Below are 18,236 nucleotides of genomic sequence, written 5' to 3' on the forward strand. Positions count from 1 at the left end.
GGATAATATTTCGGAGGTGGGGGCGGGGTTGTGGATAAGTTTCTCCTCGTCCACCCCCCACTTCCCGCACCTTCTCCTGTCTCCCCCTCCCAACTCCCGTCCGGCAGACGTGAGATGGCTGGTCGCAGCGCCTCCCGCGGCCGCGCGGAAAGCCGTACGCGGAGGCTGCAGGGCCGGCCCGCGGTGCGCGCGAATCCCTCAAGAGGCGTGCGGGTTGAGGGAGTTCCGCGGCGGCGGGTACTCGGTCGAGTCGCCGTGCCCCCACCGGTACCCTGACGGGGTGATTGACCTCCGAGTGCTCCGCGACGACCCCGACCGTGTCCGCGAATCCCAGCGCGCCCGTGGAGAGGACGTCGGCATCGTCGACGCGCTGCTCTCCGCCGACGAACGGCGAAGGTCGTCCAGCGTCAGCTTCGACGAACTGCGTTCCGAGCAGAAGCAGCTCGGCAAGCTGATCCCCAAGGCCGAGGGCGACGAGAAGGCCGACCTGCTGAAGAAGGCAGGCGAACTCTCCGCCGCGGTGAAGGCCGCCGACGCCGAGCAGGACGAAGCGGCAGAGGAGACCCAGCGTCTGCTCCGCCTGCTCGGCAACCTCGTGCACCCCGACGTTCCGGTCGGCGGCGAGGAGGACTTCGCTGTCCGCGAGACGATCGGTGCGCCCCGGGACTTCGCGGCGGAGGGCTTCGAGCCGAAGGACCACCTCGAACTGGGGCAGCTGCTCGGCGCGATCGACGTCGAGCGCGGCGCCAAGGTCTCCGGCTCGCGCTTCTACTACCTCACCGGTATCGGCGCCCTGCTCGAACTCGCGCTGGTCAACGCCGCTGTCGCGCAGGCCACCGAGGCCGGCTTCACGCCCATGCTGACCCCTGCGCTCGTCAAGCCGCAGACCATGGAGGGCACCGGCTTCCTCGGCCAGGCCGCGCAGGACGTCTACCACCTGGAGCAGGACGACCTGTACCTGGTCGGCACCTCCGAAGTCCCCCTCGCCGGCTATCACATGGACGAGATCGTCGACGTCTCCCGGCTGCCGCTGCGCTATGCGGCCTTCTCGCCCTGCTTCCGGCGCGAAGCCGGCTCGTACGGGAAGGACACCCGCGGGATCTTCCGCGTGCATCAGTTCGACAAGGTCGAGATGTTCTCGTACGTCGTGCCGGAGGACTCCGAGGCCGAGCATCTGCGTCTGCTGGAGTGGGAGAAGCAGTGGCTCACCGGTCTTGAGTTGCCCTTCCAGGTGATCGACGTGGCGACGGGCGACCTCGGCTCCTCCGCCGCCCGCAAGTACGACTGCGAGGCGTGGATCCCGACCCAGGGCAAGTACCGCGAGCTGACGTCGACTTCGGACTGCACCGAGTTCCAGTCGCGGAGGCTGTCGATCCGGATGCGCGACGGCAAGCAGGTGCGGCCGCTGGCGACGCTCAACGGCACGCTGTGCGCGGTGCCCCGCACGATCATCGCGCTGCTGGAGAACCACCAGCAGGCGGACGGCTCGGTGCGGGTTCCGGAGCTGCTCCGTCCGTATCTGGGCGGACGGGAGCTCCTGGAGCCGGTGGGCAAGTGAGCGGGACGAGCGGCGTGAGCGGCGTGACACGCGCGCCCTCTCACGGCACCGGCGACGGCGGCTCGTTCCCGTACCGCCTGATCGCGACCGACCTCGACGGCACGCTGCTGCGCGACGACGAGACGGTCTCGGCCCGTACGCGCGCGGCGCTGGCCGCGGCGTCCGCCCGGGGCGTGGCGCACATCGCCGTGACGGGCCGGTCCGTGCCGTGGACGAAGGACATCCTGGCCGGTCTGGACTACAAGGGCCTGGCCGTGTGCGGGCAGGGCGCGCAGGTCTACGACGCGGGCGCCGGGCGTGTGCTCACGTCGGTCACGCTGGACCGGCGGCTGGCACAGCTGGCCGTGAGCAAGATCGAGGCCGAGACGGGCGCCACGCTCCTGCTGGCCGCGTCGCAGGACGGCATCGACGGCGAGGTGCTGGTCGGGCCCGGCTACCGAGACCAGGGCAAGGGCCTGCCGGCGGTGGTGTGCGCCGACCGGGACGAGCTGTGGGCGGCGCCGCTGAACAAGCTCTATCTGCAGCACACCGACCTCGGCACCGACGAGCTGGCGAAGGCCGCCCGCACCGTGACGGGCGACCTGGTGAGCATCACGGTGTCGGGCGAGGACCTGGTGGAGATGCTGCCGCTGGGGCTCAGCAAGGCGAAGGGCCTCTCCATCGCGGCCCGGCGGCTGGGCGTCTCCGCGCGGGAGACGATCGCCTTCGGCGACATGCCGAACGACATCCCGATGCTGGCGTGGGCGGCACACGGCGTCGCGATGGCCGACGCGCATCCCGAACTGCTGGCGGTGGCGGACGAGATCACCGGATCCAACAACGCGGACGGCATCGCGGTGGTGCTGGAGCGCCTGCTGAGCGAGTGACGCACGGCAGGCGCCCGTCCGTCCGCGTACCCCTGAGCCTCCCCGTACCTCCCCTCGTCCTCCCGCGTCCCCGGCGTCCTTCCGCGTCCTCCCCTGCCCTTCCGCGACGCCCAGTCCGTCGGCCGCTTCCGGTCAGGAGCCGACGTACGCCGCGAGGTGCTCGCCGGTGAGGGTGGAGCGGTCGGCGACGAGATCGGCGGGGGTGCCCTCGAAGACGATCCGGCCGCCGTCGTGGCCGGCCCCCGGGCCGAGGTCGATGATCCAGTCGGCGTGCGCCATGACCGCCTGGTGGTGCTCGATGACGATGACGGACTTCCCGGCCTCGACAAGCCGGTCGAGCAGGCCGAGCAATTGCTCAACGTCGGCGAGGTGGAGGCCGGTGGTCGGCTCGTCGAGGATGTAGACGCCGCCCTTCTCGGCCATGTGGACGGCCAGCTTGAGCCGTTGCCGCTCGCCGCCGGACAGCGTGGTGAGCGGCTGGCCGAGGTGCAGGTAGCCGAGCCCGACGTCGGCGAGCCGGTCGAGGATGCGGTGCGCGGCGGGGAGCCGTGCCTCGCCCGCGCCGAAGAACTCCTCGGCTTCGGCCACCGACATCGCGAGCACCTCGCTGATGTCGCGGCCACCGAGGTGGTATTCGAGCACCGATGCCTGGAACCGCTTCCCCTCGCACTCCTCGCAGGTGGTGGCGACGCCGGCCATCATCGCCAGGTCGGTGAAGATGACCCCGGCGCCGTTGCAGTTGGGGCAGGCGCCCTCGGAGTTGGCGCTGAAGAGGCCCGGCTTGACGCCGTTGGCCTTCGCGAAGGCCTTGCGGATGGGGTCGAGCAGTCCGGTGTACGTCGCCGGGTTGCTCCGTCGTGAGCCGCGGATGGCGCCCTGGTCGATCGACACCAGCCCTTCGCCGCCCGTGCCCGGCGTCTTGACCAGCGCCCCGTGCACCAGCGAGCTCTTGCCGGAGCCTGCGACGCCGGTGACCACGCAGAGCACCCCGAGGGGGATGTCCACGTCGACGTCCTGCAGGTTGTGGGTGGCGGCGCCGCGGATCTCCAGCTTTCCGGTGGACTCGCGCACCGTCTCCTTGAGGGCGGCACGGTCGTCGAAGTGGCGGCCGGTCACGGTGCCGCCGGCCCGCAGCCCCTCGACGGTGCCCTCGAAGCAGACGCTGCCGCCCGCCGTACCGGCTCCGGGGCCGAGGTCGACGACGTGGTCGGCGATGGCGATCGTCTCCGGCTTGTGCTCCACGACGAGCACGGTGTTGCCCTTGTCGCGCAGCCGCAGCAGCAGATCGTTCATCCGCTGGATGTCATGGGGGTGCATGCCGATGGTGGGCTCGTCGAAGACGTACGTGGTGTCGGTGAGCGAGGAGCCGAGGTGGCGGATCATCTTGACGCGCTGCGCCTCGCCGCCCGAGAGCGTGCCGGACGCCCGGTCGAGCGAGAGGTAGCCGAGCCCGAGCTCCACGAACGAGTCGAGCGTGTGCTGCAGCGCCGTCAGCAGCGGTGCGACCGATCTCTCCTGAAGGCCGCGGACCCATGCGGCCAGGTCGTTGATCTGCATCGCGCAGGCGTCCGCGATGCTGATCCCCTCGATCTTCGACGACCGGGCCGCCTCGCTGAGGCGGGTGCCGTCGCACTCGGGGCAGGTGGTGAAGGTGACCGCCCGGTCCACGAACTCCCGGATGTGCGGCTGCATCGCCTCCCGGTCCTTGGAGAGGAACGACTTGTGGATCTTGGGGATGAGTCCCTCGAAGGTGAGGTTCACACCTTCGACCTTCACCTTGGTCGGCTCCCGGTGGAGGAAGTCCTGCATCTCCCTCTTGGTGAACTCCCGGATCGGCTTGTCCGGGTCGAGGAGGCCGGACTCCGCGTACGTACGTACGGTCCACCAGCTGTCCGACTTCCAGCCGGGGATGGTGAAAGCGCCGTCGGAGATCGACTTGGAGTCGTCGTAGAGCTGGGTGAGGTCGATGTCGGAGACCGTGCCGCGGCCCTCGCAGCGGGCACACATGCCGCCGGTGCGGGTGAAGGACTGCTTCACCGCCTTCTTGTCGCCGACGGCGATCGCACCGGTCGCCCGCACGGTGGGGACGTTGAAGGCGAACGCGTTGGGCGAGCCGATGTGCGGCTCTCCGAGGCGGCTGAAGAGGATGCGAAGCATCGCGTTGGCGTCGGTCGCGGTGCCGACCGTGGAGCGGGGGTCGGCGCTCATCCGCTGCTGGTCGACGATGATCGCGGTCGTCAGGCCGTCGAGCACGTCGACCTCGGGCCGGGCCAGCGTCGGCATGAAGCCCTGCACGAAGGCGCTGTACGTCTCGTTGATCAGCCGCTGCGACTCGGCGGCGATGGTGTTGAACACCAGCGAGCTCTTGCCCGAGCCCGAGACGCCGGTGAACACCGTCAGCCGGCGCTTCGGGATCTCGATGCTGACGTCCTTGAGGTTGTTCTCCCGCGCGCCGTGCACGCGGATCAGATCGTGGCTGTCGGCGACGTGCAGCTCAGGCGGCTGCGTGTCCCCCCCGGTGGCGGTGCTCATGGTGTCTCCGTCTCTCAGGCGGGGGCGTGCTGGGCCGCCCCCCGTCGGCGTCGCCTGGCCCGATCTGACCGGCTTCGAGTGGTAGGTCTGGTTCTACTTCGTCCGCGCGGCCGTGGCAACGGTCCGCCGGCCGGTTCAGGGCTGCTGCTGGATGCGGATGAGGTTGCCCGCGGGGTCGCGTACGGCGCAGTCGCGAACGCCGTAGGGCTGGTCGACGGGTTCCTGGACGATCTCGGTGTCGCCGCTCTGCAGCCGTTCGAAGGCGGAGTCGAGGTCCGGGGTGGCCAGGAGGAGACTGGCGAAGGTGCCCTTGGCCATCATCTCGGCGATGGTGCGGCTCTCCTCGTCGGTGATGCCGGGGGTGGCGGCCGGCGGGTACAGCACGATGGATGTGCCGGGCTGGCCCGCGGGGCCGACGGTGATCCAGCGCATCCCCTCGTAGCCGACGTCCATGCGCACCTCGAAGCCGAGGGCGTCGCGGAAGAAGGCCAGCGATGCGTCCGGGTCGTCGTGCGGAAGGAAGCTCGCGTGAATGGTGATGTCCATGCCGTCACGCTAGACGCGGCCCGCCCGCCGGTGCTTCTCGATTCCTGACCGGTCTGGTCACCTGCTTCGCCACGCACGGCGGCATCCCCGCCGTCGCAAGCGCCGCCTGCTGCCGGTAGACGCTGGGCGGCACACCGACCAGCTCGGTGAAGCGCGTGCTGAACGTGCCCAGCGACGAGCATCCGACCGCGAAGCACACCTCGGTGACGCTCATGCCGCCGCGGCGCAGCAGCGCCATCGCCCGCTCGATGCGCCGCGTCATCAGGTACGCGTAGGGGGACTCGCCATAGGCGCGCCGGAACTCCCGGCTCAGATGTCCCGCCGACATGTGCGCGCCACGGGCCAGGGCCTCGACGTCCAGCGGTTGCGCGTACTCGCGGTCGATCCGGTCACGCACCCGGCGCAGCCGCGCGAGATCACGCAAGCGCTGCGCGGCGGCCGGGGGCACTCCCCCTCCCCCTCGCACGGCCGGGGGACCCTCGCCTCGCCCGGCAGGCGACCCGGCCGCCGACGCCGGCGGGCGCGCGGCTCCGGAGGAGGGACTGCTGGTCACATGAGCGATCGTGCCACGACGTGGGGGAGTTGCCCAGCGCTCCGGTTCCCCTCCGGGCGGTGCGGGAGAGGGCTCATGCGCCCCGGGCAGCGAACGGTGCTCCTCCGGCGGCTGCCGGGCGGGGGCGCTCCTGGCTTCCCCACGCCGAGTGCTCCCCGGAGCCGAACGTCAGGGCCGCGAAGCGCTCACCGATTCGGCGGTGCGTGGCGGCGTCGGGGTGGAGCTGGTCGGGCAGCGGCAGCTCGGCGAAGTCCGCCTCCCCGTACAGCTCGCGGCCGTCGAGAAAGTACAGGTTCGCGTCGTCGGCGGCCCGCTGCTCGACGATGCGGGCCAGTTCGCCGCGGATGACGCCGAGCGTCAGCTTCCCGGCGGCGCGCTCCGCGGGGTCGCCCGCGGCCCGGAACCGGAGACGCCCCTCACTGAGTTCGCTGAAGTCCGGGGTGCTGGGACCGGGGGTGTCCTCGTGGATCGGGCACAGGACGGGCGAGACGACCAGCAGCGGCGTGGTCGGATGTCCTTCGCGGACGGTGTCGAGGAAGCCGTGCACGGCCGGGGTGAAGGCCCGCAGACGCATCACATCGGTGTTGACCAGATTGATGCCCGCCTTGACGCTGATGAGGTCCGCGGGGGTGTCGCGCATGGCGCGTGCGGTGAACGCGTCGAGGAGGGCGCTGCCGCTCAGGCCGAGATTGATCAGTTCCACGCCGCCGAGGGAGGCGGCCAGCGCGGGCCATGTGCCGGTGGGGCTCGCCGCGTCGGAACCATGGCTGATCGAGCTGCCGTGGTGCAGCCACACCCTGCGGCCGGGGTCGGGCAGCGCTTCGACGGGGGCGTCGGTGCGCAGGGTGATCAGCTCGGTCATCTCGTTGTGCGGCAGCCAGATCTCGACGTCCTTCACACCGCCGGGCAGGCCGGGGAAGCGGACCGTGCCGACCGGGCCGGACCGGGTCTCCGCCGATCCGGTGGTCATGTCCACCGTCAGCACGTTGCCGCCCGTCACACCGGCCTGCCCGGTGAGCCGGCCGTCGACGAGCAGGTCGTAGACCCCGTCCGGGCGGGGCGGGGCGCCGACGTAGGCCATCTTGGTGCGCAGCGTGTCCAGTTCGACTGCGGTGGCGCGGGTACGGAACACCAGCCGGACGCCCGACGGCTGGGCCTCCGCGACGGCCAGCTGCCGGTCGGCGCACTGGGCGCGGGCCCGGGCGGGCAGCCGGTGCGGCAGCACGCCGTGCCCGGTGCTCTCGACGTCGAGTGCGCCGCGCAGGAGGTCCGCGGTGACGGGGGTGGAGATCCAGCCGGTCGCCGTGGACGTACTGGATTCGCTTGATGCGCTCGGTGCGCCGGACGGCCCGTGAACGGGATCTTGCTGGGCGTTCATGACCTCAACCTGTCATCCGGGTGGCCGATCCGCACATGGGTTTCCGGCCCGCCGCGTCCGCACGGAATTCCCCAGGGCGCGGCGTTCCGTCGTGGGGCGGCGGAGTCAGTCCTCGGCGTACATCGCCGTGACCGCCGCGGCGGCGCTGGCCAGCTCGGTCCGGGCGGCGGCGGGTTCGAGCACTTCGACGTCCCCGCCGAACTGCAGGAGCTGGCGCACCGCTCGCAGCACCGGGTAGGCGAGCCGTACGGGGACCCAGCCCTCGGCATCCCCTTCCGCCGAGTCGCCGCCTGCCGGACCGTCGTCACCGTCACCGTCACCGTCCTCGTCCAGTACGAACGGGCCGACGATGCGGCGGAACATCTCAAGGCGCTCCCGCCGCACCCTGGCCTCGACAGGTACGTTCGCGGGCCGCTCCTCGACCTGGCGCCGCAACACCTCCCAGGCGTCGGCGAGTTCGACGCCCTGTCTGCGCTGTACGGGCGCCTCCGTCAGGGTGGCGTCCAGGATGCGGTCGGCGCGGAAGAGCTGCGCGCGCCGGCGCCTGTCCGCGACGAGATACCAGGTGCCGGCCTTCGCCACCAGCCCGTACGGGTCGACGGTGTAGGTGTGCGTGGCGGTCTCGCCACCGTGCCGGTAGCGGATGCGCAGCCGCCGGTCGGTGAAGACGGCCGTGTTGAGGGTGTCGAGGTCCACCCAGGGCTGCGGACGGGTCAGCCAGCGGTCCGGGTCGACAAGGATGCGGCGGCTGGTGAGTTCGGCGGCGGGCCTGTGGGGTGCGGGCAGGGCGGCCATCACCTTGCGCAGGGCGGAGCCGAGTGCGCCGTCCAGGCCGAGCGCGGAGTGTGCGCCCTGCGCGGCGAGTACGAACAGGGCCCGTGCCTCGTCCGAGGTGAGGCCGGTGACGTCGGTGCGGAACCCGGCGAGCAGCGAGATGCCGCCGTGCCTGCCGCGCTCTGCGTAGACGGGGACGCCCGCGGTCGAGAGGGAGCCGACGTCGCGGTAGATGGTGCGGGTCGAGACTTCGAGACGCCGGGCGAGCTCGTCGGCGCGCACCCGGCCGCGGGTCTGGAGCAGCAGCAGGATCGAGAGCAGACGGTCCGACTTCACGTTCACCAGCTTGCCGGAAACCTGACGGCCGGTGTCAGGAAATGGGGGGAGGGTCTCTCCGTCCGCGGGCCGGAGCGCTCGGCACCGCAACTCCCCGACGCCTCAACTCCGCAAGCCCTCATCTCCTCAACTCCTCAAGACCTCAACTCCTCAACTCCCGAACGGAGCTGTCTCCATGAACGCCGAAACGTCCGCCGCCACTCCGGACCCGTCATCTGATCCGCGTCCGCTCTTCGAGCGCGCCGCCGATCAGATGACCTCTCTCTTCGCCGCGGTCCAGCCCGGACAGCTCACCGCCCCCACACCCTGCGAGGAGTTCGACGTGGGCGGTCTCCTCAGCCATGTCGTCGGCGGCACCCTCCGCATCGCCCAGGCCGGCGAGGGCGGCGGCCCCGGCGAGGTCGACCCGGAGGCGAAGGTCGACTCGGGGGTCTCCGGCGTACCGGAGGACGGCTGGACGGAGCCGTACGCGCGGGCCCGCGAGCGCTTCGCGGCAGCCTGGGCCGACGACGCGAAGCTGGACGCACCCGTCACGGTCCCGTGGGGCACGATGCCGGGCCGTTTCGCCGTGGCGGGAAGCGTGATGGAAACGGTCACCCACTCCTGGGACCTGGCGCAGGCGCTCGGACGGCAGGATCTGCTCGATCCCGCTCTGGCGACGTTCGCGCTGGGCGTGGCCCGCCGGGCGGTGCCCGAGGAACGCGGCGAGGGCATTCCGTTCGGCCCTCCGGTGCACGTACCGGAAGGCGCGGACGAGTACGGCCTGCTGGCCGCCTGGCTGGGCAGGACACCCGAAGCGCACAGCACGCGGACGCAGGGCACCCCTCAGGGCGGCGGCCGTGGGTGACGGTGCCAACCGCTCGACGGCCCCGGTGAACCTGTTCCGCTTCCACAACGGGGCACTTGGCCACGTGCCGCAGGAGGAACGGCGGAGTCCGCGCCCGTAGCGGGGGAGCGCGTGCGGTGCGCACGGCAACCGCGAGGACCGGTCACGGAGGAGCAGCCGCACAGGACACCCGCGCAGAACAAGCCGCACAGAACAAGCCGCGCCGAAACAGAGCAGCGCGCCGGGACGGCAACCCTGGACAGGCCGTACCGGCGCGCTGCGATCATCCCTCCAGCAGGCGCTGCCCCACGTACTCGCCCTTCGAGGGCCCGCCCGGAACGGCGAACAGCCCGCTGGCCTCGTGGCGGATGAAGCGCGAGAGCGCGTCGCCCCGGTCGAGTTTCCGCTGCACCGGCACGAAGCCGCGCTGCGGATCGGCCTGCCACGCGATGAAGAGCAGACCGGCGTCCGGCGCCCCGTCGTCGCGGAAGCCGTCGTGGTACGAGAAGGGCCGCCGCAGCATCGCGGCTCCCCCGTTGGTGGCGGGGGCGGTGACCCGTACATGAGCGTCCGCGGCGATGGCGGGGGAGCCGTCGGCGTCCCGCTTCTCGAGGTCGGGGTCGGTGTCCTCGGTGCCACCGGTGAGCGGGGCGCCGTCGGACTTGCGGCGGCCGATGACCTTCTCCTGCTCGCTCAGCGACTCCTTGTCCCAGGTGTCCAGCAGCATCCGGATGCGGCGTACGACGGCGTACGAGCCGTCCGCCATCCACGCCGGTGAGGACGACGAGGGCACGAAGATGCGTCTGTCGAAGTCCTCCTCGGAGCGCTTCGGGTTGTTGGTTCCGTCGACCTGCCCCATCAGGTTGCGCATCGTCATGGGGCGCTTGGTGGCACCGGGAGTGCGGGTGAAGCCGTTCATCTGCCAGCGAAGCCGTGCCGTGCCGTCCGCCTGGCGCTGGATCTCACGCAGCGCGTCGAAGGCGACGAGCCCGTCGTTGCAGCCGATCTGCACCCACAGGTCGCCGTTCGAGAGGTCCTTGTCGAGGGCGTCCCCGGAGAAGTCGGGCAGCGGCGCCAGTTCGCGGGGACGCTCCTTCTCCAGGCCCGTACGGGAGAAGAAGGAGCGGCCGAAGCCGAAGGTCACGGACAGCGAGGACGGCCCGGCGTCGAGCGCGATGCCCGTGGAGTCCGCCGTCGACTCGCCCGCCATCAGTTCGCGTGCCGTCCTCGACCAGCGCTTCAGCAGTTTCGCGGCCTGCTTACGGCCCGCTCCGGAGACGAGGTCGAAGGCGAGGAGATGGCCGAAGGCCTGCAGCGGGGTGGTGATGCCGGCCTGGTGCTTGCCGTGGAAGGGCACTCGCGTGGAGCCGACGGACGACAGCGGCGTGGGGGCCTTGCGATCGGTCCGGGCCACCGCCTGGGCGACCGCACCTCCCGTGGCGCCGACCGCCATACCGGTGGCGCCCGCTGCTCCGACTGTGCTGACGAGGCGACGGCGTGAGACGCCCTGGGGTTCGTGGTCGTGCTGAGTCATGAATGCTTCCTGGCGTGGTCCGGCATGGGCGGGGTGCGCAGGCGGGCCTTCGGCTTCGCCCGTTCATGCGTGCCGGGGTTCGTGCTCCCGGCTGGACGTCGTTCCGCGTCCGTGCTGTTCAGCTATATCTCCTGGGACATCGCGGTAATCACATGGATGATCCGTGTGCGGGTCCGCGTCATGTCCGCCGTGGGTCCTGTGCCGCATCACTTGATCTCTATCGTCTTGCTCTCGGTGACCTGGTCGATGTCGGAGGTGCGGATGGTGACGGAGGCCTTCCACCGTCCCGGCATCGGCAGCTGCACCGTCTCCGAACGCCAGCGCCCCTTCGCCTTGTTGATCCGCTCGAACTCGACGGAGAACGGGCCGAGGTCCTGCTCGGGAAGGGTGAGCGACGCCTTCACCTCTTCGGTGGCCAGCTGCTTGCCGTCCTTGCCCTCCGTCATGACCCGCAGGGAGTTGCCGCCCGACTGACCGGGGGTCAGCAGCACCACGGCCGTGCCCTTGCCGTTCTTCCCGCCGGTGTCGAACGGGATCTTCTGCTGGATCGAGGTGCCGACACGCGTCTGTCCTGTGGCGGCGCCCGGCTTGTTTCCGGCTGCGGTGAGCTCTTCCGTACGGCCGGGCTCGGTGCTCGTCAGTGCCGTCGTCACGACGAGCAGCACGGCGGCGACGGCGGTCTCGATGAGTACGGAGTGGCGCAGACCGGCACGCTCCGGGTCGGCCTCGCGCTCCTTGCGGCGGCGCTCGCGGTCGACGGCGGCGCGCTGGCGGGCGAGCTGGGCTTTCCGTGCCCTGTCGCCGGTGCCTGGACCAGGCTGGGCGCCGGGCTCGGCACCGGGCCCGGTGGCGGTGTCCGGCCCCGCTTCGGCACCGGGCTCGTTGGCCGCTTCGGTACCGGGTCCCCCGTCCGTGCGGGCGTCCGCGCCCGCGGCACCGCGCACGGACGCCCCGACGGCGGCAGGCGCCTCCGCCCGTACCGCGGTGTCCGCGCTCGCGCCCTTGTCCGCGGCGTCCTCGCGCACATCGCCGAGCCGTGCCGTCCACTTGCGGGAGACATAGGCGATGCCGATGAGCAGGGCCACCAGGAACAGCTTCGCCAGCAGCAGCCGCCCGTACTCCGTGCCGGTGAGCGCCGTGAACGAGCCGAGCTGCCGCCACGACTGGTACAGCCCCGTCACCGCCAGCACCACCACGCTGCCGAAGGCGAGCTGTGAGAAGCGCTGTACGACCGCGCGTTCGGGGGACGGCCCGCGGTGGAGCACCGTCAGGAGCGAGGCCAGTCCGCCCAGCCACGCCGCGACGGCCAGCAGGTGAACGACGTCGACGGGCATCGCCACCTGGGTCTGCAGACCGGTGGAGGCGTGCTCCGCGATCGCCCAGGTCGCCGCCAGCCCGACCGCGACGACGCCGCCGCCGAGTACGAGCCCGAGCGTGACGTCGCGGCCGTGCTCCAGATCCCCGGCCTCGTCGCCGGTCTCGTCCCGGGTCTCGTTCAGCTCAGCGTCCCGGCCCGCGGCCCGCTCCTCCTGCTCGTCCTGGCGCCGGCCGTACGAGCCGAACAGCACGGAGACGATCACGGCCGCGGTGCCAAGGAGCAGCAGCCGCGCGGCGAGGGCCGCGCCGGGCTTCGACCCGAGCGCGCTCTTCAGGCCGCCGAGGTCGAAGACCTCGCTCAACTGGCCTGTTCCCGTGTAGGCGTTGCGCAGCAGCAGCATCAGCAGGGTGGCGGCGGTGAGCGTCAGCCAGCCCGCGACCACCAGCCGCTGCACCCGCCGCACCGCGGCGGCCTGCGGCCTGCACACCATGACGAAGGCACCGCCGCCGACCAGCAGGACGAAGCCCGCATATGCCGCGTAACGGGCCGTGTGATATGTCGCTCCGACCGGGCCGCCGCCCGTCCCCTGGGTCTCGTCCGCGACGTTCGCCGAGGTCTGCGACGGATGACCCACGGAGAACGTGAAGGCCCCCGAGACGGGGTGGCTGTCGTCCGATACGGCCTTCCAAGCGACGGTGTAAGTCCCCTTGGGCCCGTCGGGCTTCAGGCTCACGGCACGCGTGTTCGCCTTGCCGGCCACCTCGCGGACCTTGTCGGTGTCGAGCCGCTTGCCGTCCGGCCCGAGCACACGTATCGAACCGTCCGACATCGAGACGCCCTCCGAGAAGGTCACGGTGACCTGCTCGGGCGGGCTGCTCACCACCCGCCCCTCGCTCGGGCTGCTGTCGGTCTGCACCGCGTGCGCGGACGCCGGCGCGGCGGTGGCCAGCACGGTGAGCAGCGCGCACAGCACCGTGCCCAGCAGCGCGAGGAGCAGCGCCGCGGGTGTCGCACGGCGCCCGGCGGCGCCCGCACGGGGGTGCCGCCGCGGGTGCGACCGCACTCGCGGGAGGGGACGCCTGGTGGTGAGCGGCACGGGTCAGTCCCTCATTTCTTCGGTACGAAGTTCGTCGCCTCGACCGGCATCGACACCTTGATGTCGCCGGACTTCTTGAAGTGGAGCGTCACCTGCACTTTCTCTCCCTTGACCGGTTTCCGCTCCGGTTCGAGGAACATGATGTGGTTTCCGCCCCGGCTCAGCCGCAGCGTTCCGTCCGCGGGCACCGGCAGCGACTTCACCTGCTGCATCTGCTGGTTGGAGGTCTTGTGCAGCTGTGCCTCACCGAAGGCGCTGCTCTCGACCGAGGTCAGCTTGTCGGCGGTGCCGCCGGCGTTCCTCACGGTGAGGAAGCCGCCCGCCATGTCGCCCGTCACGGGCTCGGGCATGTAGGCACCGCTCACGGACAGCTTCGGCTTGGAGTCCCCCGAGCCGGAGACGGAGTCGGTGTCCGGACCGGCTCCCGGACCGGGGCCGCACGCGCCGAGCGCGGCGAGTCCGGCCGTCACCGACAGCAGCGCGACGCAGCGGCGTCCACGGAAGGCCTTGGAGTTCACGGCTTCTCCCCCTTGATGATCGCGGGGAGTTCCTTCTCGAGGATCTCCGGTGTGGTGTTGCCCTCCGTGTAGATGACGTGGGCCTTGTCGTCCTTCGGCGAGAAGGCGAGGAGCTGTGCGCCGTGCGTCGAGACGACGTCGCCGTTCTTCTTCTCGTACGAGGGCTCGATGCTGACGCCGACGGTGCGCGCGCCCGCGCGGATGGTGTCGAAGTCCCCGGTCAGGCCGGTGAAGGAGGGGTCCTGGCCGCGAAGCCAGCTCCCCAGCTCCTTCGGCTTGTCGCGCTCGGGGTCGGAGGTGACGAAGACGACCTGGAGCTTCTTCTTCTGCTCCGCGGTGAGCTTGGACCTGGCGACGGCGATGTTGCTCATCGTCAGCGGGCAGACGTCCGGGCAGTGCGTGTAGCCGAAGTACATCAGCACCGGCTTGCCCTTCGTCTCCTCGATCAGGTCGTACTCCTCGCCCTTGGTGTCGGTGAGGGTGAGGTCGGGCTTCTCGAAGGGCTGGTCGAGGACCACCCCGCCCTTCTTCTGCGGCTCGGAGGAGGCGACGGCCTTGTCGCTGCCGCCTTCCTGGCCGCTTCCGCCGCCCGGGCCGCCGCACCCGGCCAGGGCGAGGACGCCCGCGGTGGCGAGGGCGGCGGCGGTGAGAGTCGTGGTCTTACGCATACAGAGCAATGGCTTTCTGACTTGAAACGCTGCGTCACGGTCGACGGTGGCGGGGCGCCCGTACCGCGCGGGTACGGCAGCACGGGCGCCCGCCCGCCTCTTCGGTCTAGGCGTCGCGGCGCCGTCCCGCGAGGACGCCGAACGCGACCCCCGCGACACCGGCGATGATGCCCGCGATGCCGAGCACCCTGGCGGTGCTGTCCGTTCCGCTTCCGCCGCCGTCGGCTCCGTCCTCGGAGGCGCCGCTCTGCGCGGAGGCGTTCTCCGAGTCGGCGGCGCCGCCCTTGGCGTCGGAGCCCTCGGCACCCGCCGGGGTGAGCTTCAGTACCGGGGCCGGGTTCTCCGGTTCGGGCTGACCCTCCTCGGGTTCCTCGATCCAGCGCACGACCTCGTCGTTGTCGTACGTCTGGAGCGCCTTGAAGACGAGCTGGTCGGCGTCCTTGGGCAGTTCGCCCATGGAGACCGGGAACTGCTGGAACTCGCCCTTCTTCACCTCGCCACCGGTCCAAGTGATCTTGGTGACGGCCTCGGTGATCTTCTCGCCGTGCATCTCGATCGGCTTGTCCAGCTTGGACTTGGTGACCTTGACGTCCCAGCCGGGGACCGGCTGCGGCATCACGGACGCGAGCGGGTGTTCCTCGGGCAGGCTGACCTCGAGCTTGGTCGTGGAGGCGTTGTCGCGCTCGTTGGGGACCTTGAAGTTGACGACGCTGTAGCCGCCCTGTTCGGCGTTCTCAGGGTCGACGGACACGTGCGCGAGGGCGGGGCCCGCGCACAGCAGTACGGACGTGGCTGCGAGAGCGCCGACGGTGGTCACACGGCGGCGCGTACTGGTCTGCATGGTGACTGCTCCTGAATGGACACGACGGAACGCGTGATGGACGTACGTCATGGACGTATCAGCACATGAGCGGGTGTGCGGCGAGCGCGCACGCCGTCGTTCCGTCGTGGGGCGCCGTGCGTCAGGCCGCGAGTGCGAAGCTCTCCTGCCGCCGGCACCGCGGCGGACCGCGCCTGCTCACCGAGTGGTGCAGCAGCACGGAACGGGCCGTTCCGTGCGCTTCCGCGTCCCGGCGGCCGTTTCCTGCCGGCATCCGGGGAATCAGGTCGCCGCGCAGCGCCCGTACGCAGGCGGCAGCCGCGCCGAGCGACGCCCGCACATGGCGTACGGCCGCTCGCGCCGAGCGTGCCGAGAGCCGGACCAGGCGCCACAGTGCCGCCTCGCCGCGGTGCAGGAACCAGCCGAGTACGAGCGCGGCGAGAACGTGGCCCAGCAGCATCGGGCCGTCGAACAGGCTGAGCGCGGCGCGAGCGGCGCTGCGCAGGCACTCCAGAGGGGTGTCGGCGGAGGACGCGGCGCTGCCGGCCGCTTCATGGCCCGCGTGGGCCGCATGCCCGGTGTGCCCGGACTGCCCGCCGGCCCGCCCCGCGTCGAGTCCGGCGTCGGAGACCACCTGACGTGCTCTGGAGTGGCTCATGGTCCGCGCGGACTGCTCGTCGCACAGCAGCCGTGCCGCGAGGCTGCGCAGGTCCGCGCCGTGTGCCGAGCCCGCGTCGGCCCCGCCGTGCCCGGCGGACGATCGCGCCGGTGCGCCCCCGTCAGCCGGACGGTCACATACGAAGAGGGTGTGCAGCGCCAGTTGGCCCGCCGCGAGCAGCGCGGCTATTCCCGGAAGCGACCGCTCCCGCCCCGCCAGCGGCGCCGCGACCGCGAAGACGACTGCGAAACCGAGCCCCAGCGACCACAGCGGCATCCGCTGCCCGCCGGTCAGGGAGTGACCGGCGGCGGACAACGTCACACAGACCGCGGTGAACACCGCGGCCCGCACGAGTCTGAGATCCGCCCCGGCAGTCATGGCGGCGTCATCATCTCACCGAGTCCGCATCCGCAACCCCCAGGGGTCGAAACGCCCGGAATCATGCGTACTCGCTGCCCCTGGTCCGGGGAGGGCGTCCGCGCAGCCGGACCGCCCGGCGTCCTCCGATAGGACGGGATGCGCAGACACGGGTGCGTACCGCCCGCCCAACCGGCAATACGTATGCCCATGGCCGGGGTGGCCCCTGCGGGGCCGACCGTCGAGCCTCGGCCTGTGGAGGTTGAGCATGAGCATGTGGTGGTGTCTCCAGTTGAGGCGCGAAGCTGCCAGCGTGCCGCTCGCCCGGCGGCTGCTTCTCGATGCCATGGACAGCGCCGGGGTGGACAGCGAGATCTCGTACGAACTGTCGCTCGCACTCTCCGAAGCGTGTGCGAACGCCGTCGAGCACGGCCGGGGCGAACACTCCGACGCCTACTGCGTGACCACCTACCTCGACGGTGACCAGTGCCGCATCGAGGTCGCCGACTCGGGCCCCGGATTCCGCACCTCCGCTCTGCCGCGGAGCCTGCCCGTGGACGCGGAGAACGGCCGCGGCATGTTCCTCATCGAGTCCCTCGCCGACCACGTGCGCGTACGGAACCGGCCCGGCCACGGGGGAGCGGTGGTCACCTTCGACAAGACCCTCAAGTGGCAGCACCGGGACGGCGCTCCGGCAGGCGACCGCCGTACGGAACAGAGCGGCGGCAGCCCGCTGCTCGCGGCAGGCTGAGCAGGGACCGGTCGCCTACTGGTCCCGGTAGCGCAGCAGCAGCATCGCCGCATCGTCGTGCGGCTGAGCTCCTATGTGATCGGCGAGATCCAGCCGTACGGCCGCCAGCGCCGCGTCGGGGTCGGGGTCCTTGAGGAGGCCGCCGCGTTCGTCCAGCGGGTAGAAGCGGTTGGTGCGGTCGCGGGCCTCGCTCACGCCGTCGGTGTAGAAGAGCATCTGGTCACCCGGCACGAAGTCCACCAGGTGCGGCTCCGGCGCCGGACCCTCCTCGATGTCGAGGCCCAGCGGCAGGGCACGTTCGGGAGGCTCCGCGAAGTGCACGGAGCTGTCCGGGCGGATCACCAGCGGCGCCGGGTGGCCGAAGTTGAGAAGCGTCGCACCGTCCCGCTCGCGAACCTCGGCCAGCACGGCCGTCACGAACTTCTCACCCAGCAGGTGTCTGGCCAGCGCCCTCTCCAGCCGCTTGCCGACCGCCATCAGGTCCGGCTCGTCGTACGCGGCCTCCCGGAAGGCGCCCACCACGACCGCGGCCGTCTCGACCGCTTCGAGTCCCTTGCCCTGCACGTCTCCCACGATGACCCGCACTCCCGTCGGCGAGGTCACCACCTCGTACAGGTCACCGCCGATGCGCGCCTCCGCCACCGCCGAGGTGTAGGAGACGGCGGCGCGCAGATGTCCGGCGCTGCGCGGCACCGGACGCAGCAGCACGCGCTGCGCGGCCTCGGCGATCGAGCGGACGTTGGCCAGTTCGGCCTCGCGCCGTTTGCGCATCGCCGTGGCGGCGACGCCGGCGACCGCGACGCCGGCGACGGAGATGAGTGTCGTGTAGCCGCGGCGGTTGTCGACCTGGGAGTTGTAGATGCTGAGCATCAACGACAGCGCCAGCGCGACCGCTCCGATGACCACGCTGCGGCGTACGTTCCCGATGAGACCGGCGAACGCGGGCCCCAGGGCCATCATCGGGAGGAAGCCGATCGCGGGGCCAGCGACGACGTCGACCACGACGACGCTGCCCATGGCGATGAAGGGGAGCGCAGCCAGCAGGCGGGGCCGGAACTGAAGCGTGACCACCCTGAGCTCTCTTCCTCGACCGATGACGGATGCCGGACACGTGCAAGGTTAGGCATGTAAGCCCGATTCAGGGCCA

Annotated in this window: 16 protein-coding genes; 4 read left to right on the forward strand and 12 right to left on the reverse strand. The window is 71.2% G+C overall.

The window, feature by feature from the left end; all coding sequences use genetic code 11:
* Positions 1-280 precede the first annotated feature (280 nt).
* On the forward strand, positions 281-1,558 hold the full coding sequence (gene serS, locus AN215_RS12490; RefSeq protein WP_070009178.1) for a serine--tRNA ligase: 1,278 nt from the start codon (positions 281-283) through the stop codon (positions 1,556-1,558).
* 23 nt (positions 1,559-1,581) lie between these two features.
* Entirely contained in the window at positions 1,582-2,424 is an 843-nt protein-coding gene (locus AN215_RS12495; protein ID WP_070009528.1) for an HAD family hydrolase, read from the forward strand.
* A gap of 132 nt (positions 2,425-2,556) precedes the next feature.
* Here the strand turns inward: AN215_RS12495 and AN215_RS12500 are convergent, their stop codons facing one another.
* The 5 genes from AN215_RS12500 to AN215_RS12520 all read right to left on the reverse strand — a co-directional run bounded on the left by AN215_RS12500 (position 2,557) and on the right by AN215_RS12520 (position 8,543).
* On the reverse strand, positions 2,557-4,956 hold the full coding sequence (locus AN215_RS12500) for an ATP-binding cassette domain-containing protein (protein WP_070009179.1): 2,400 nt from the start codon (positions 4,954-4,956) through the stop codon (positions 2,557-2,559).
* Positions 4,957-5,091: 135 nt separating this feature from the next.
* Positions 5,092-5,502 carry a VOC family protein gene (locus tag AN215_RS12505; RefSeq protein WP_070009180.1) on the reverse strand — a complete coding sequence of 137 codons (411 nt, stop codon included), beginning with the start codon at positions 5,500-5,502 and terminating at the stop codon, positions 5,092-5,094.
* Positions 5,503-5,506: 4 nt separating this feature from the next.
* Positions 5,507-5,950 carry a helix-turn-helix transcriptional regulator gene (locus AN215_RS12510; RefSeq protein WP_070009181.1) on the reverse strand — a complete coding sequence of 148 codons (444 nt, stop codon included), beginning with the start codon at positions 5,948-5,950 and terminating at the stop codon, positions 5,507-5,509.
* 178 nt (positions 5,951-6,128) lie between these two features.
* Complete coding sequence (locus AN215_RS12515; RefSeq protein WP_079122928.1) at positions 6,129-7,433, reverse strand: GDSL-type esterase/lipase family protein; 1,305 nt, start codon at positions 7,431-7,433, stop codon at positions 6,129-6,131.
* A gap of 105 nt (positions 7,434-7,538) precedes the next feature.
* Positions 7,539-8,543 carry a helix-turn-helix transcriptional regulator gene (locus AN215_RS12520; protein WP_070009530.1) on the reverse strand — a complete coding sequence of 335 codons (1,005 nt, stop codon included), beginning with the start codon at positions 8,541-8,543 and terminating at the stop codon, positions 7,539-7,541.
* A gap of 175 nt (positions 8,544-8,718) precedes the next feature.
* Between AN215_RS12520 and AN215_RS12525 the strand changes: the two genes are divergently transcribed.
* Positions 8,719-9,390, forward strand: coding sequence for a TIGR03086 family metal-binding protein (locus tag AN215_RS12525; protein ID WP_070009182.1), 672 nt, complete (start codon positions 8,719-8,721; stop codon positions 9,388-9,390).
* Between the two features lie 262 nt (positions 9,391-9,652).
* Here the strand turns inward: AN215_RS12525 and efeB are convergent, their stop codons facing one another.
* The 6 genes from efeB to AN215_RS12555 form a co-directional block, all read right to left on the reverse strand.
* Positions 9,653-10,903, reverse strand: coding sequence for an iron uptake transporter deferrochelatase/peroxidase subunit (gene efeB, locus AN215_RS12530; RefSeq protein WP_070009183.1), 1,251 nt, complete (start codon positions 10,901-10,903; stop codon positions 9,653-9,655).
* 206 nt (positions 10,904-11,109) lie between these two features.
* Entirely contained in the window at positions 11,110-13,284 is a 2,175-nt protein-coding gene (locus AN215_RS12535) for a copper resistance CopC/CopD family protein (protein WP_070009531.1), read from the reverse strand.
* A gap of 44 nt (positions 13,285-13,328) precedes the next feature.
* Positions 13,329-13,835, reverse strand: coding sequence for a copper chaperone PCu(A)C (locus AN215_RS12540; RefSeq protein WP_070009184.1), 507 nt, complete (start codon positions 13,833-13,835; stop codon positions 13,329-13,331).
* Positions 13,832-14,503, reverse strand: a complete 672-nt coding sequence (locus AN215_RS12545) for an SCO family protein (protein ID WP_070009185.1) — start codon at positions 14,501-14,503, stop codon at positions 13,832-13,834. The genes AN215_RS12540 and AN215_RS12545 overlap by 4 nt, the downstream gene beginning before the upstream one ends.
* 106 nt (positions 14,504-14,609) lie before the next feature.
* Entirely contained in the window at positions 14,610-15,344 is a 735-nt protein-coding gene (locus tag AN215_RS12550; protein ID WP_070009186.1) for a YcnI family copper-binding membrane protein, read from the reverse strand.
* A gap of 121 nt (positions 15,345-15,465) precedes the next feature.
* Positions 15,466-16,359 (reverse strand): hypothetical protein, encoded by an 894-nt coding sequence (locus tag AN215_RS12555; protein ID WP_070009187.1) that lies wholly within the window; start codon positions 16,357-16,359, stop codon positions 15,466-15,468.
* 247 nt (positions 16,360-16,606) lie between these two features.
* Here AN215_RS12555 and AN215_RS12560 point away from each other — a divergent pair, with 247 nt between their 5' ends.
* Positions 16,607-17,089 carry an ATP-binding protein gene (locus AN215_RS12560; RefSeq protein WP_070009188.1) on the forward strand — a complete coding sequence of 161 codons (483 nt, stop codon included), beginning with the start codon at positions 16,607-16,609 and terminating at the stop codon, positions 17,087-17,089.
* Positions 17,090-17,104: 15 nt separating this feature from the next.
* On the opposite strand, the gene AN215_RS12565 is transcribed toward AN215_RS12560, so the two are convergent.
* A complete protein-coding gene (locus AN215_RS12565; RefSeq protein ID WP_070009532.1) occupies positions 17,105-18,106 on the reverse strand; it encodes a PP2C family protein-serine/threonine phosphatase in 1,002 nt (333 codons plus the stop codon).
* Positions 18,107-18,236: the final 130 nt, after the last annotated feature.

This window comes from Streptomyces abyssalis (genome assembly GCF_001751365.1).
GTDB classification, from domain to species: Bacteria; Actinomycetota; Actinomycetes; order Streptomycetales; family Streptomycetaceae; genus Streptomyces; species Streptomyces abyssalis.